Source organism: Alcaligenes sp. NLF5-7, from assembly GCF_024266725.1.
Taxonomy (GTDB): Bacteria; Pseudomonadota; Gammaproteobacteria; order Burkholderiales; family Burkholderiaceae_B; genus Alcaligenes; species Alcaligenes phenolicus.
On the sequence record NZ_CP100755.1, the window covers coordinates 1,779,493 to 1,793,674 of the forward strand.

Annotated in this window: 12 protein-coding genes; 5 read left to right on the forward strand and 7 right to left on the reverse strand. The window is 57.4% G+C overall.

Translation table 11 applies throughout. The features are described 5' to 3' along the window. Window positions 1–2 precede the first annotated feature (2 nt). The 5 genes from MID00_RS08325 (at window position 3) to MID00_RS08345 (ending at window position 4,479) form a co-directional block, all read left to right on the forward strand. Window positions 3–563: a carboxymuconolactone decarboxylase family protein gene (locus MID00_RS08325; protein ID WP_009462432.1), complete on the forward strand. Its 561-nt coding sequence runs from the start codon at window positions 3–5 to the stop codon at window positions 561–563. Then, complete coding sequence (locus MID00_RS08330; protein ID WP_254500159.1) at window positions 548–1,639, forward strand: acyl-CoA dehydrogenase family protein; 1,092 nt, start codon at window positions 548–550, stop codon at window positions 1,637–1,639. The genes MID00_RS08325 and MID00_RS08330 overlap by 16 nt, the downstream gene beginning before the upstream one ends. After that, a complete protein-coding gene (locus MID00_RS08335) occupies window positions 1,636–2,445 on the forward strand; it encodes an ABC transporter ATP-binding protein (protein ID WP_254500160.1) in 810 nt (269 codons plus the stop codon). Before MID00_RS08330 ends, MID00_RS08335 begins: the two co-directional genes overlap by 4 nt. 10 nt (window positions 2,446–2,455) lie before the next feature. Next, on the forward strand, window positions 2,456–3,652 hold the full coding sequence (locus MID00_RS08340) for an ABC transporter substrate-binding protein (RefSeq protein WP_254500161.1): 1,197 nt from the start codon (window positions 2,456–2,458) through the stop codon (window positions 3,650–3,652). A gap of 77 nt (window positions 3,653–3,729) precedes the next feature. Continuing rightward, a complete protein-coding gene (locus MID00_RS08345) occupies window positions 3,730–4,479 on the forward strand; it encodes an ABC transporter permease (RefSeq protein WP_203145820.1) in 750 nt (249 codons plus the stop codon). A gap of 327 nt (window positions 4,480–4,806) precedes the next feature. Here MID00_RS08345 and cysG read toward each other — a convergent pair whose 3' ends face one another. From cysG to MID00_RS08380, 7 genes are all read right to left on the reverse strand, one after another. Then, window positions 4,807–6,261, reverse strand: a complete 1,455-nt coding sequence (gene cysG / locus MID00_RS08350) for a siroheme synthase CysG (protein WP_254500162.1) — start codon at window positions 6,259–6,261, stop codon at window positions 4,807–4,809. 1 nt (window position 6,262) lies between these two features. Further along, a complete protein-coding gene (gene cysI / locus MID00_RS08355) occupies window positions 6,263–7,972 on the reverse strand; it encodes an assimilatory sulfite reductase (NADPH) hemoprotein subunit (RefSeq protein ID WP_254500163.1) in 1,710 nt (569 codons plus the stop codon). Window positions 7,973–7,983: 11 nt separating this feature from the next. Then, window positions 7,984–9,816, reverse strand: coding sequence for an assimilatory sulfite reductase (NADPH) flavoprotein subunit (locus MID00_RS08360; RefSeq protein WP_254500164.1), 1,833 nt, complete (start codon window positions 9,814–9,816; stop codon window positions 7,984–7,986). A 154-nt stretch (window positions 9,817–9,970) separates the two neighbouring features. Beyond that, the gene (locus tag MID00_RS08365; RefSeq protein ID WP_254500165.1) at window positions 9,971–11,635 is read right to left on the reverse strand and encodes an AMP-binding protein; all 1,665 of its coding nucleotides are present in this window, start codon (window positions 11,633–11,635) and stop codon (window positions 9,971–9,973) included. Window positions 11,636–11,658: 23 nt separating this feature from the next. After that, window positions 11,659–12,231 (reverse strand): chalcone isomerase family protein, encoded by a 573-nt coding sequence (locus tag MID00_RS08370; RefSeq protein WP_026484838.1) that lies wholly within the window; start codon window positions 12,229–12,231, stop codon window positions 11,659–11,661. A 19-nt stretch (window positions 12,232–12,250) separates the two neighbouring features. Then, window positions 12,251–12,769, reverse strand: a complete 519-nt coding sequence (locus MID00_RS08375) for a DUF4442 domain-containing protein (RefSeq protein WP_026484839.1) — start codon at window positions 12,767–12,769, stop codon at window positions 12,251–12,253. 9 nt (window positions 12,770–12,778) lie between these two features. Continuing rightward, window positions 12,779–14,104, reverse strand: coding sequence for an OmpP1/FadL family transporter (locus tag MID00_RS08380; protein ID WP_137431141.1), 1,326 nt, complete (start codon window positions 14,102–14,104; stop codon window positions 12,779–12,781). Between the last annotated feature and the right edge of the window lie 78 nt (window positions 14,105–14,182).

Below are 14,182 nucleotides of genomic sequence, written 5' to 3' on the forward strand. Positions count from 1 at the left end.
TCATGACTCGCTTAACTTTGCATACTGTGGACTCCGCACCAGAGGCGGTCAAACCAGCCCTTGAAAAAGCTGTGCGTGGTAGCGGCTTTTTGTCCAATTTGCTGGCTATTTTGGCTAATGCGCCCGTTGCCCTGCAAGCCTATCAGGATATGTCTGCCTTGAACGCTACCGCCAGCCTGTCGCTGGTCGAGCGTGAAGTCGTGCAACTGGTTGCCGGTACCACTCACGGTTGCCGTTTCTGCGTGGCCGGTCACACCGCCATTGCGACCAATAAAGCCAAGCTGGACCCGGAAATTCTGGCCGCTTTGCGTGCGCGTGGCTTTGACCAGATCAACGACGAGCGCCTGCAGGCTCTGGCTCTGTTCAGTCGCGCCGTGATTGATACCCGTGGTCAGGTGTCGGATCAGGCTCTGGCCGATTTCCGTGCTGCCGGTTACGGCGACCAGCAGGCTCTGGAAGTGATTACCGGTATTGGCTTGGCGACGATCTGCAACTTTGCCAATAATCTGGCTCGTACGCCGCTCAATAGCCAGCTGGAGGCCTACGCATGGGAAACGCCTTAAAGCGCGCTGAGCAGCCTGTGCTGGTCTCAGAACGCCCTGTTTTGTCGCCTGGCTTGGCCCAGTGGCTGGAAGAGCATGCCCTGTCGCTGGATAGCGATGCATCCCAGGCGCAGACCTTGTTGCCTCGCCTGGCGCAAGACGGTTTGTTGAGCCTGGGCCTGAAAGCGGATTTTTCCGACTTCGGTGATGCGGTTCAATCCATCGTGGAAGTGGCCGAACATTCGCTGACGGCAGGTTTTGTCCTGTGGAGCCAGCGTACCTTTATTGAATACCTGCGTGACGTTCAGGACCCCGCCATGCGCGAGCGCTATTTGCCCGGTTTGCTGGATGGCAGTGTTGCCGGTGCGACGGGTCTGTCCAATGCCATCAAGTTTTTGGGTGGCATTGAAGAGCTGCAAGTGCGTGCCCAGCCTGAACAAGGACATTGGCAGTTTGAGGGCCGTTTGCCCTGGATTACCAATCTGCGTCCCGGCAGCTGCCTGGTCGCCATTGTGGCCGCCATGCCTGAAGAGCAAGCCGGTATTTGGGTGGCAGAACTGGGCGATCCAGGCTTGGAGCGTTCCGCAGATCTGGATCTGGTCGGACTGCGTGGCAGCAATACCGCCGCTTTGAAGTTCAATGCTGTGCGTCTGGGACAAGAGCGTTTGCTGCATCCCGATGCAGGCCACTTTGTGCGCTCGGTACGCCCCCGTTTCATGGCGCTGCAATGCGGGATGACCATGGGCTTGGCACGTCGTTCCTTGAAGCAAGTGCTGGATGCGCCACGCTGCCAATGGGTACAGGAGCAGCCCGCCCGCCGCCTGCTGGATCGTGTGCAGGAATTGTCGGATGTGCTGGTTGATGCCGTACGTAAGCCCGGCTCGGCCACGCCGCCTGATTTGTTCAAAGTCCGTATCGAGCTAAGTAGTTTGGCGTCGCAGGCTGTGGCCCTGGAAAGCTCCGCGATCGGCGGGGCGACCTATATGCAGGGCAAGCATCCGCAACTGCTGCGCCGTTATCGCGAAGCCATGCTGGTGCCTTTGATTTCACCCACGGTGGCGCAACTGAAAGCCGAACTTGGGCAGGATGCAGTATGAGTTCCGCCGCCCCCTCGCATACCGATTCTGAAGGGACCGGACTCTTGTCCGCTCGGGGGATCAATCTGGCCTACGGTGGCCAGACGATCTTGCAGAACCTGAACTTGAGCGTGCGCGCGGGCGAGATCGTGGCGCTGCTGGGCCCCAGCGGAGTGGGTAAATCCTCTTTGTTGCGGGTACTGGCAGGCCTCCAAACGCCCACCCAGGGAGAGGTGTCCTTTCTGGGGCAGCCCGTGCGTGGGGTTCACCCCGCTTTGGCCATGGCGTTTCAAGAAGCCATTCTCTTGCCGTGGCTGAATGTGCAGGCCAATACCGGTTTTGGTCTGGGCTTTGCGCGCCAACCTTCCGTATCCGCTGCAGAGCGTCGCCTGCGGGTTGAACAGGCGCTGCGTCAGGTTGGTTTGTATGAAAGCCGTCATCAGCGTCCTGGTGCCTTGTCGGGGGGTATGGCACAGCGTGTTGCCATTGCACGTTGTCTGGCTCGACGTCCACAAGTCTTGTTGATGGACGAACCTTTTGGCGCGCTGGACGAAGTAACCCGTCGCCAGATGCAGGAGCTGATTCTGTCGATACGCGATCAGACCGGCTGCGCCATTGTGCTGGTCACTCACGATATTGATGAAGCCCTCTTGCTGGCGGACCGCGCCCTGCTTCTAGGTGGCCGTCCTGCCGGCTTGCAGCGTGAATGGAGCTGCCCGGCCCACCCCCGATCTCATCTGGATAACTGGCTTCAGGCCATACGCCTGGAAATTGTGGCCAGCCTGGAGCAAAGCCTCTCCCAGGCGGTTCACGCTGCTGTTTTGTAAGGTGCACCTCATGATTGAATCTCCTACGTCTCGTACCCGTCGCGACTTGCTGAAACTGGCGTCTTTGCTGACCGTTGCGGGTGCTGCGCCCTTGCTGGCCCAAGGGACTGCCCGTGCACAAAGTGAGTCAAATGCGCCTTTGCGTATCGGCTATTTGCCGATTACCGATGCCACCGCCATGTTGGTGGCGCATCACAATGGGTATTTTGAAGAAGCGGGTATTGCGGTTGAAAAGCCCGTGATGGTGCGCAGTTGGGCTCAGTTGATCGAGGCTTTTATTTCCGGTCAGGTCAATCTGGTGCACTTGCTCTCGCCCATGACGGTGTGGGCGCGCTACGGCAGCAAAGTCCCTGCAAAAGTGGTGGCATGGAATCACATGAGTGGCTCTGCTATCACGGTGGCGCAGAACATCAGCTCGGCCGAGCAATTGGGCGGGCAGACGGTGGCGATTCCTTTCTGGTATTCGATTCACAACGTGGTACTGCAGCATGTGCTCAAAGCACATGGCCTGACGCCTGTCGTGAAAAACGCCGGTGCGCTGGCACCCAATGAGGTCAATCTGGTGGTGATGGCGCCTGCTGATATGCCGCCGGCCTTGGCCTCGGGGCGAATTGCTGGTTTTACGGTGGCCGAACCTTTCAATGCCTTAGCCGAAACTCAGGGCATGGGCCGCATCTTGCGCTTTACTGGCGACGTCTGGCGCGATCACGCCTGTTGCGTGGCCTTCATGCACGAGCAGGATTTGCAGACTCGCCCCCAATGGTCGCAAGCCGTGGTGGATGGTCTGGTCAAGGCACAGATCTGGATACGCAGTCACCGCGCCGAGGCGGCCCAGATCCTGTCGCGTGAAGGCGGGAACCGCTATACCCCGCACACTCAAGAAAACCTGTTGAAAGTGCTGTCCCCGGACCCGGCGGATCGTGCGCAATACGTGAAGTCTGGCGTGATTCGTCATCCGGACTGGGACGACCAGCGTATCGATTTTCAACCTTATCCTTTCCCCAGCTACATCGAGTCCTTGGTGCAAATGCTGCAAGGGACCTTGATTCAGGGCGAGCGTGGTTTCCTGGAAGGGCTGTCTCCTGAACACGTAGCCAGCGATCTGGTGGATGACCGCTTTGTCCGTGCCGCGTTGGAAAAGCAGGGGGGCCTGGCGCAGTTTGGCTTGTCCGAGCAATACACCCGCAACGAGAGCATTGTTGTATGAGTTTGAGTGCGTCTGCTTCTTCTCCGTCATTGGCGCAGTCTGATCCGCGATCGGCTGCGTCTTTGCGACGCCCCAAAATGAATGCCTGGATTGCCAGCACCCTGTGGGGCTTGGGCGGTTTGTTGGCGGGAGTCGTGCTGTGGTACTTGGCCACAGCCTGGTCCAGCAGCCCTCTGATGCAGCAATTCGGACCAGCAGCTGCCTTTCATAGCTTGCTGGAGATACTGGGCTGGTCCGAGACCTGGATGCACGTAGGTGCCAGTTTGCAACGTATTTTTGTAGGGCTGGCGATCTCATTGGGTGTCGGCGTGCCCGCCGGTTTGCTGCTGGGCTTGTCAGCGCGAGCTCACGCCGCATTGACTCCCTTGTTCCAGTTCCTGCGCATGATCTCGCCCCTGTCCTGGATGCCTATTGCCGTCATGGCCTTTGGCATTGGGGATGCACCGATTTATTTTCTATTGGGTGTGGCCGGTGTCTGGCCTGTCTTGCTGAATACAGCCTCGGGCGTACGGCATCTGAATCCGCGCTGGCTGATGCTGGGTCGCAGTCTGGCGGCCACCAAGCTGGAAACGCTGTTGTACTTGATTCTGCCCGGCATTGTAGGCTCGGTGCTGACGGGTAGCCGACTGGCTATTGGTGTCTTGTGGATTGTGTTGGTGCCTTGCGAAATGCTGGGGGTATCCGCCGGTTTGGGCTATCTGATTCTGGATACGCGTGATCGCATGGCATATTCCGAACTGATGGCCGTAATTGTCTTGATTGGTCTGATTGGCTATCTGCTGGATAGCGCTTTGCGAGCCTTATTTGCGGCCTTGGGACAGCGCTAAATAATCAGCCCTTGGGCCGACAGGCGAAGAGCTTTGACTGTTTTGTATTTCCAGGAAAGACAAGTGACAGAGCATGCTCAGGCTATCTGCCGCTGCCAGTTTTGTTCTTGTAGGCGCTGGCAGTTTTACCTGGTGCTTAGTGGTTTTTCAGAAGCTGCAGAAAGATAAAAAAGGCCCTCAACATTTGAGATGTTGAGGGCCTTTTTAGATTCAGTTTGAAGCGGTATTCAAGGATGCTAATCCCGCACTGACTGGAGCCTTAGTGGGTATGTACGTATAGAAAAGTGATCTTGAGACGAGACTCTAGCTAGGCCTTGATCACTGCCTTCATGCAGCGACCAGGGTATTGTCCGCATCCTGCGTACTTGCTGTACGTGGACTGAGCTGGTCGATTAGCTCGCCATACCAGGACAAGGTACTGCCCAAGGTAGCTACCTGACCGATCACCAGAATGCACGGGCTGGCAAACTGATGTTGCTGCGCATCCTGGGCAATATTTTCCAGTGTGGATAGCAAGGTGCGCTGTTCGGGGCGCGAGCCATTTTCAATCAAGGCGCAGGGCGTGGTGGCACTGCGGCCACGCTGCACCAGTTCATGGCTAAAGCCCAGGATTTGCTGCAAACCCATGTACACAGCTACCGTCTGGCTGGTGTCCAGTAGCGGGTTCCAGTCCTCAATACCATGACCGCTTTTACGATGTGCCGTCACGAATTGCACGGACTGCGCGTGGTCACGATGGGTCAGAGGAATACCGCTATAAGCCGCACATGCGATGGCAGCCGTGATGCCGGGTACCACTTCAAATGCGATGCCATGCTCGGCCAGATATTCCAGTTCTTCACCGCCACGGCCAAAAATAAAGCCATCGCCGCCTTTCAGGCGCACCACGGTTTGACCTGCTCTGGCGTGTTCAATCATCAACTGATGAATGCGGTTTTGGGTCTGGTGATGATCTTCGCCCAATTGCTTGCCTACAAAAATACGGTGGGCATCGCGACGAGCCAGCTCCATCACCTGATCGGATACAAGACGATCGTACAGAATCACATCAGCACGATTCAGTGCACGCAGGGCATGCAGGGTCAGCAGACCTGGATCGCCTGGACCGGCGCCCACCAGAATCACGCGGCCTTGTGTGGCGCGGGGTGACTCAGGCTGTTGCAGTGCGCTCTCCAGGCTCAAGCGGGCTTGCTCGGCTTGCTGACTGCGCAGGGCGGCACCTACCGGGCCATCCAGCAGCCAGTCGTAGAAACGGCGGCGCGCACCCAGCTCGGGGCGGGCGCGCCGAATGGCGCTGCGGTATTCCTGCGCCAGACGGCTGATCGCACCCAGGCTGTGGTCCAACATGGTTTCCAATTGCTCCCGTACTCGCCGTGCCAACATGGGGGCCGACCCTGCAGAGGAAATGGCAATAATCAGCGGTGAACGATCCACAATGGCAGGCACCTGAAAACTGGACAATTCGGGGTCGTCCACCACATTGACCAGAATGCGGGCTTCTTGTGCGTCCTGGGCAATGACCTGGTTCACGTCACGCTTGTCAGTGGCGGCAATAATCAGCCAGGCCCCTTGCAGATGCTGGGCCTGATAGCGCTCCCGAATCAGGGTGATGCGCCCTTGATTCGCCAGCTTTTCCAGACTGTCCACCACATAGGGGGCGACCAGCGTGACCTGGGCACCGGCGGCCAGGACCAGACGCACTTTGCGCTCGGCGATTTCTCCACCGCCGATCACCAATACCGCGCGCTGCTTCAAGTTGGCGAATAAAGGAAAGAGGTTCATGTCAGGCTGGCTGTAAAACTAAAGGAATCAAGCGGCTTGTAGGCTCGGCAACCACGCCAGCGCGAACCAGAAAATCGCCAAAGTGCTCGCCTTCCAGACGCTCGGCAGCGAAGCGGCCAAACAGCTCATCCAGAATGCTCAGAATTTCTGGTTCGGCAATATTTTGACGATAGATTACGTTCAGGCGCTCGCCGCTGAAGTTCGCACCCAGACGCAAGTCATAGCGACCCAGAGCACGGCCAACCAGGGCAATTTCACCCAGATAAGGACGGGCGCAGCCATTGGGGCAACCGGAGATACGCAGCACAATGCGTTCGTCACGCAACTGGTATTTGTCCAGCAAGGCTTCCAGCTTGGGCAGCAAGATGGGGGCGTAGCGTTCGCTCTCGGCCATGGCCAAACCGCAAGTGGGCAGAGAGACACAGGCAATCGTGCTGCTGCGTATGCCGCTTTGTGTCTGGTACACATCCAGCTTGTGATCTGCGACCAGCTTGTCGATCTTGGCCTTATCTTCTTCAGGCACATCGGCAATGATCAGGTTCTGGTTGCAGGTCAGGCGGAACTGTCCCTGGTGGATCTTCGCGATCTCACGCATACCCGTCAGCCAGGGGCCGACTTCGGTATCCATGATGCGGCCCGAATCGATACGCAGGCTCAGGTGCCAGCGGCCATTGCTGCCTTGGGTCCAGCCGAAGCGGTCGCCATTGTGGTCAAAATGGTAGGGGCGTGACGGCTCCAGCGTTTGACCACTGCGGTTTTGCACTTCTTCCAGGAACCAGTCGGCCCCTAGCTTATCCACGGTGTATTTCAGGCGGGCATGACGGCGCTCGTCGCGGTTGCCGTGGTCACGTTGTGTGGTGATCACGGCTTCGCAAACGGCCAGCAGTTGCTCGGGGCGTACAAAGCCGATCACGCTGCCCAGTCGTGGGTAGGTGGTGTCGTCGCCATGTGTGGCACCCATGCCACCACCAATGGCGACGTTAAAGCCCAGCAACTGATTGTTGTCGATAATCGCGATCAGGCCGATATCCTGCGCAAACACGTCCACATCATTCAAGGGAGGCACGGCAATGCCGATCTTGAATTTGCGGGGCAGGTAAGTCTTGCCGTAAATCGGTTCAAAGTCTTCGCCGTCAATGGCGTCTTCGACTTTTCTGCCGTCCAGCCAGATCTCGGCATAGGCGCGGGTTTTGGGCAGGAAGGTTTCGGAAATCTTGTCAGCCCACTCCTGAACCAAGCCATGTTGCTCCGACAGCAAGGGATTGGTGGCGCTGACCACCTGACGGTTCACATCACCGCAAGTAGCCAATGTCGTGGACATGGCCTTGTTGATGGCTTGCAGTGTGGGTTTTAAAAAGGGCTTGCGTACGCCATGCCATTGAAAGGTCTGACGGGTGGTGATGCGCAGGCCAAACTGGGCCCAGTCACAGGCGATCTGGTCAAAGGCCAGCCACTGGGCGGGCGTGACCACGCCACCAGGCAGGCGGGCGCGAATCATGAAGCTGAAAGCCGGTTCCAGCTTTTGCTTGCGACGCTCTTCACGCTGGTCGCGGTCGTCTTGCTGATAGCTGCCGTGAAATTTCAGCAGCTTGTTGTCGTCTTCGCTGATGGCGCCCGTGATTGGGTCTGCCAGACCCTCGGTAATGCCACCGCGCAGATAGCGGCTATCAATTTTTACTTGTTCGATAGCGGCGATTTTCTTTTCTGTCATGTCCTTGCTTCTCAGTAAACGTCGCGGGCGTAGCGGCCCTGCGCCGAGAGTTCTTCCAACCAGCTGCGAGCCTGGTCTGCGTCCAATCCACCTTCCTGGCGGGCAATTTCCTGCAGGGTCTGGTGTACGTCCTTGGCCATCTGATTGGCATCACCGCACACATAAATGTGGGCGCCGCCCTGAATCCAGGCATAGACCTCGGCTGCTTTTTCCAGCAAGCGGTGCTGGACGTAAACCTTGTTTTCCTGATCGCGCGAGAAGGCCAGATCCAGGTGTTGCAACTGACCGTCCTGCAAGGCACGTTGCCATTCGGTCTGGTAGAGGAAATCGGAGTGAAAGTGCGGGTTGCCAAAGAACAGCCAGTTGCGGCCTTCACCACCCTGCACGCTGCGCTCCTGCACAAAGGCACGGAAAGGGGCAACGCCGGTGCCGGGACCAATCATGATCACGTCACGACTGGTATCTTCAGGCAGGCGGAAGCGTGTATTGGGGTCGATAAAGACAGGCACGGTATCGCCTTCGTTCAGGCGGGCCAGATAGTCGGAAGCCACGCCCCAACGATCCTGCTCGTTGAACTGGTAGTGCACATTGGCCACGGTCAGATGTACTTCTTCGTCCACCTCGGACTGGCTGGAGGCGATGGAGTACATGCGGGGTGCCAGAGGGCGCAAGGCTTGTACCAGCTCGGCAGCGCTCCAGGTGGCCGGGAAGCGTTCCAGTACGTCCAGCACTTGATGGGTTTTCAGCAGCTCTTGCAAAGTGCTCAAACCCTCTGGGCTTACGGCTGTCTGTAGCACGGCATCGCTATTGCGCTTGGCCAGTTCCACCAGGAAAGGTTTGGTCAGTTGCGTCAGCTCGCGGTAGTGGCTAAGCCATTCTTGCAGCGTGTGCGACTTGTCCTGAATGGTGACGGTCTCTTGCGGGTCCAGCTTCAACGTCTGGATAACCGCTTCGACCAGTTTGGCGTTTTGTGTAGGCCAGACACCCAATGCATCACCGGGTTGGTACTTCAGGCCACTGCCTTCCAGCGACAACTCGTAGTGATAGATGTTGCGGGTGCTGTCGCGGCCCGTAATGCTTTGGCTTTGCAGCACGGTGGCCCGGAATGGATTGTCGCGGGTGAAGCTGCTGCGGGTCTGGGTTTCCAGCACCGTAACGTTGCTGGATTGGGCGGCAGGAACGGCCGCAGCGGCGTGGGCCTGGTGATCTGTTTCCAGAAAACCAAAGGCTTTGTCCTGCCAGGGGGCGGCAACCGTATCAATATCCAGATCAGCCAGCCCCGCGTCCAGAATGCGTTCCGCACCCAGAGCCAGCAGGCGTTGATTAATCTTTTCCGCGATCCCACAGAACAGGGGATAGCTGGAATCTCCCAGGCCCAGCACACCGAATTTCAGTGCGGGCAGCTTGGGGGCACGGGCACCGGACAGGAACTCGAAAAACGCGATGGAATCGTCTGGCGGATCGCCTTCACCCTGGGTGCTGATAATGACGTAGAGCAGACGTTCTTCTTTCAGCTCGCGCGTGGGGTAGCGGTCGGCGCGCAGCAGGCGCACGGGGATGCCGGCCGCTTCACAACGCTGGGCAAAGGCTTCGGCGACGCGTTGGGCATTGCCTGTCTGACTGCCAAACACAATGGTGGCAGGTCGTTGGGCGGGCGCAGCGGCGGCGGGCACCAACGACAGTTCAGGAGAAACAGGCGCTTGAGCGGGAAGGCCGGTGTGGCGCACTTGCGCGACACCCGCGAGATAGCCGGACAGCCAGTTCAGGGACAGCGGATCGAGCTCGTCGGTAATTTGAGCAATCGCCGTGCGATTGGACTCCGAGAGGCGGGACAGGGCGTGCATTCTGACACTCGCTTATATAAATAGTTTGTCCCATTCTAAAGAGCGGTATCAGGGCTACGAACGATCCGATTCTTATTTGTTTATGAATACTCCGGTTAATGAAAAAGGGGCATAAGCCCCTTTCATCTTGGTCTAAGCGCGTGCGAAATACGTGTTATGGACGCAGTTCCCGACGCAGGATTTTGCCTACGTTGGTACGTGGCAAGTCGTCGCGGAACTCGACAATGCGCGGGGCCTTGTAGCCGGTCAGGTTCTTGCGGCAGAAGGCTATTACGTCTTTTTCCGTCAAATCGGGATTGCGGCTGATGACGTAGAGCTTGACGATTTCGCCTGCTTTTTCATCCGGTACACCGACGGCAGCGGCCTCGACAATATCCGGGTGCTGGGCGGCGACGGCTTCCACCTCATTGGGGTAGACGTTAAAGCCCGAGACCAGAATCATGTCTTTCTTGCGATCCAGCAGGAAGACATAACCTTGCTCGTCCATATAGCCAATGTCGCCCGTGCGTAAAAAGCCGTCGCGATCAAAGACCTTGGCGGTTTCATCGGGACGTTGCCAGTAGCCGGGAGTAACTTGCGGCCCGCGAATGCATAGCTCGCCCGTTTTGCCCAACGGCAGGTCGTTCTGGTTTTCGTCGCGTATGCGTATGTCGGTAGAAGGAACGGGCAGCCCGATTGAGCCAGTGAACTCTTTTTTATCCAGCGGATTGATCGTGGCTGCTGGTGAAGTTTCAGTCAGTCCATAAGCCTGGGCCAGAGGTTTGCCGGTTGCTTCCAGCCAGCGCTTGGCGACCACTTCCTGCACTGCCATACCGCCACCCAATGTAAAACGTAGCGAGGAGAAATCCAGCTTGCGGAACTCGGCATTGTTCAGCATGGCATTAAAGAGCGTGTTCACCCCCGTAATGGCAGTAAAACGCAGCTTGGACATGTCCTTGATCATGGAGGGAATGTCGCGTGCGTTAATGATCAACAGGTTCTCCGCACCCAGACGCAGAAACACCAGCAGGTTCGCGGTGAAAGCGAAGATATGGTAGAGCGGCAGGGCAGTAACAACGCAGTCGATCTGGCCTTCTCTCAAATACGGGCGAATCCAGGACAGGGCCTGGCTCAGGTTTGAAACCAGATTGCCGTGGGTCAGGATGGCTCCTTTTGCAACGCCCGTCGTGCCCCCGGTGTATTGCAGGCAGGCAATATCATCGTGGGTCAGCTTGACCGGGGCCGGTGTGCGGCCTCGGCCTTGAGCCAGTACGGCTTTGAAAGAGACGGAGCCAGGCAAGGACCAGGCAGGCACACCTTTTTTAATGTGGCGCACCACTTGATTGACCAGCCAGCCCTTGAAGCCGCCCAGACAATCCCCCACGCTGGTCACAATGACTCGCTTGATGGGTGTTTCGTGCAGGATTTCCTGCAGCACGTGGGCAAAATTCTCCGCAATGATGATGGTTTCCGCGCCGCTGTCTTGCAGCTGGTGGCGCAGTTCACGGGCCGTATACAGCGGGTTGGTATTGATAATGGTGGCCCCGCTGCGCAACACCCCATACAGACTGATGGGGTACTGCAGCATATTGGGCATCATCAGGGCGACACGGTCGCCTTTTTTCACGCCTTGGCTTTGCAGCCAGCTGGCCAGTGCCAGGGCATTGGTCGACAGTTCGCGGTAGCTCATGCGTTTGCCCATGCTGATATAGGCAGTGCGCTGCGCGAACTCGGTACAACTTTGTTCAAATACATCCAGCAAGGACGAGTACTGCTGGGCCTGATCTTCGATAGTGGCAGGAATACCGGCGGGGTAGTTCTGCAGCCAGACTTTATCCATGAAGCGCTCCGAGGCGTGTAGGTTCAAGACAATCCCAGCAGGGCCTTTTTGAGCGATTCTTGGGCAGGCTTCTTGCCTAGCCAGATTTTCAACAAAGCAGGGGTCAGATCAGGGTGAGAGAGCTCGCCCAGCGTCTTGTCGTTGAACAGGATCTTGACCTGAGGGGTGTGCATGTCCAGCACCACAACGTCGCCTTCCTTGGCTTCACCCACCTGGCGCATCAAGTCTTCAAATTGCTTGATGACGGGGTCCAGTTCTTGTTTTTCAGGATCAGTCAGGTTGCTGTGAATGCCGTCTTTCAGGGCATCGATCAGGGTTTGGGCATCCAGGTCGCGTTTGAGGACCAGTCGGATTTGATGCGGTCCGGGGGATTGAATAATGGCTTCAGCATCCTGGGAAGGTGAAGCGGTATACAGGGCGGCAACGTACACATCAAAAACAACTTTCTTGCGCAGGCCTGCCCCATTCAGTTTCAGGCTTTGCTGCTCGACGGTGACCGTGTCTGGCACGGTGACATTCGCAACAGTAGCGGCCTGGGCGGCGGGTAGCCCCAGGGACAGACTTAAAATCAGGGCGGCACAGCGGGGGGTAAACATGAAGCGGTCCTCCGGCAAATTAGCGTGATTGTGATTTCTGCTTGTAGAAGTGGGCGTCGGCGATATAGATGGTGCGTTCCACCGTGGTGTAGATCTGGCCTTCGGGGTCCTGGATCTGCACGGTAAATGTGGCTTCAGCCTCGTGGTATTGGTCTAGCTGTCCTCGTATTGCGTCCAGTTCATCTGGATTGATTTGAAAATTGGCGTACAGAGTTTGGTAGCCGGGGCGGCGATACTGAATCTCTGCATTCTTGTCCCAGACAATCACATGGCGTTGCAGCCCAGCCAGAAGCATGGTGGCGTGCACGCCGTCTGTAATGGCAAACAGGGAGCCGCCAAATAAAGAGCCATTGATGTTGCGAGTGCGACGACGCAATGGCAGGCGTACGACGATGTGTTGCAAGTTCGCTGAAACTTTGTGGACCCGCCCGCCGGTTGCCCGGAAGGCGGGGTGCCAGTTAAAGCCCAGCTGCAAAAAGCGCGCACGCCATGTGGGGGGTAGGCGTGCGAGCAGCTCCATGCGGCGACTGCGGGCCATAGTGCATCCTTAGAAGCGATAGCTGAACTGCACGCCCAGGATGTCGCCACTGTTTTTGTAGGTACCGCGTGTCAGACCACGACCTTTCAGATCCGTGTTGTTGTTCATGTCGGTATTTTTCAGGAACAAGTGGGTGTAGCCGATATCCCAGGTGGCGTTCTTGCTGGCACGATACTGAGCACCCAGGGACACCCAGTAACGATCGCTGTCAGGCAGGGCGGTTGGGCGGTAGTTCTTGTCGCGAACGGGGGATTGGTCCCAAGCAATACCACCCTTGAAGGTCCACTGCTCGTTGTAGTGGTAGTTCGCACCCAGGGCGACGCGCCATGCGTCCTTGAACTTCAGTTCCAGACCGGAATCCTTGGCACCGGGGCCGCTGTTTTCAATGGTCAGACGCGGGATGCTGCTCCAGCCTGTCCAGGACACATCGGCCAGCAATTGCCAGCGCGAGTTCAGGTCGTGCACCAAGCTGACAATGGCGGTGTCAGGCAGCTTGATGGTGGCTTCTGCGTCCCAATTGATGTTGGGGGCAGGAATGCCAGCCGGCACGTTGCGGTTACGCAGTTTGGTGTCGCCATCAGCCGTGATCTTGATTTGCGAGCGATAGGAAACGCCCAAACGAGTGCTGGGGGTAATTTGGTACAGCAAACCGGCATTCCAGCCCCAGGCGTCGCCCTTCATCTTGACGCGGGTGTCCATGTCCAGTGGACCCAAAGCCGGGTGATAACCAACCGGGGTAGCCAGACGGTAGTCCGCATCAATGTGCAGCCAGTTCACACCCACACCGAAGGACAACTGATCGTTGACTTTGTAAGCCACCGACGGGTTGACGTTGATGGTTTCAATGGCAAATTTTTCAGAGTGGTAACGGCCAACCCAGCCTTCGTCATATTCAGTTGTCAGACCAAACGGGACACCAATACCCAGGCCCACCCACCACTTGGGCGAGAGCTGATGGGACAGATAAATATTGGGAACGGCGGCGACTTTACCGGCATCACCACCTGAGCCGCCAGTAGCGGGACGGCTGGCGCCACCTGTCAGGGCCAGGGGGTCGGTACTGCCTTTATCGGAGAACTTGAAGGTAGGTTTAATCGCGTTAAAACCTGCCGAGAAGTTGGTCTCGGGCAACAAGGTCATGCCGGCCGGGTTGAAGTAGATCGTGCTGGCATTGTCACCAATGGCGGCCGAGCCTGCGTAGGCATTGCCCAGGCCGCTCGCATTCTGTTCGAGCAAGTTAAAACCAGCCGCATGGGCTTGACCCATTCCCATGCTCATTCCTAGAGGAATCAGCAAGGCGGGGATGGTACGCAAAGCTACAACCGTCTTTTTCATGTCTCTTCTCCAAGGTATAGGTGCGACGTCTGACAGAGGCTTATGACAAGTTTTAAAACACCTGTTTGTTTTCTATGG

Bases quoted from the DNA above. Each gene is read 5' to 3' on its own strand.
- MID00_RS08325 (WP_009462432.1), top strand. From the start codon at position 3: ATGACTCGCTTAACTTTGCATACTGTGGACTCCGCACCAGAGGCGGTC.
- MID00_RS08330 (WP_254500159.1), top strand. From the start codon at position 548: ATGGGAAACGCCTTAAAGCGCGCTGAGCAGCCTGTGCTGGTCTCAGAA.
- MID00_RS08335 (WP_254500160.1), top strand. From the start codon at position 1,636: ATGAGTTCCGCCGCCCCCTCGCATACCGATTCTGAAGGGACCGGACTC.
- MID00_RS08340 (WP_254500161.1), top strand. From the start codon at position 2,456: ATGATTGAATCTCCTACGTCTCGTACCCGTCGCGACTTGCTGAAACTG.
- MID00_RS08345 (WP_203145820.1), top strand. From the start codon at position 3,730: ATGAATGCCTGGATTGCCAGCACCCTGTGGGGCTTGGGCGGTTTGTTG.
- cysG (WP_254500162.1), bottom strand. From the start codon at position 6,261: ATGAACCTCTTTCCTTTATTCGCCAACTTGAAGCAGCGCGCGGTATTG.
- cysI (WP_254500163.1), bottom strand. From the start codon at position 7,972: ATGACAGAAAAGAAAATCGCCGCTATCGAACAAGTAAAAATTGATAGC.
- MID00_RS08360 (WP_254500164.1), bottom strand. From the start codon at position 9,816: ATGCACGCCCTGTCCCGCCTCTCGGAGTCCAATCGCACGGCGATTGCT.
- MID00_RS08365 (WP_254500165.1), bottom strand. From the start codon at position 11,635: ATGGATAAAGTCTGGCTGCAGAACTACCCCGCCGGTATTCCTGCCACT.
- MID00_RS08370 (WP_026484838.1), bottom strand. From the start codon at position 12,231: ATGTTTACCCCCCGCTGTGCCGCCCTGATTTTAAGTCTGTCCCTGGGG.
- MID00_RS08375 (WP_026484839.1), bottom strand. From the start codon at position 12,769: ATGGCCCGCAGTCGCCGCATGGAGCTGCTCGCACGCCTACCCCCCACA.
- MID00_RS08380 (WP_137431141.1), bottom strand. From the start codon at position 14,104: ATGAAAAAGACGGTTGTAGCTTTGCGTACCATCCCCGCCTTGCTGATT.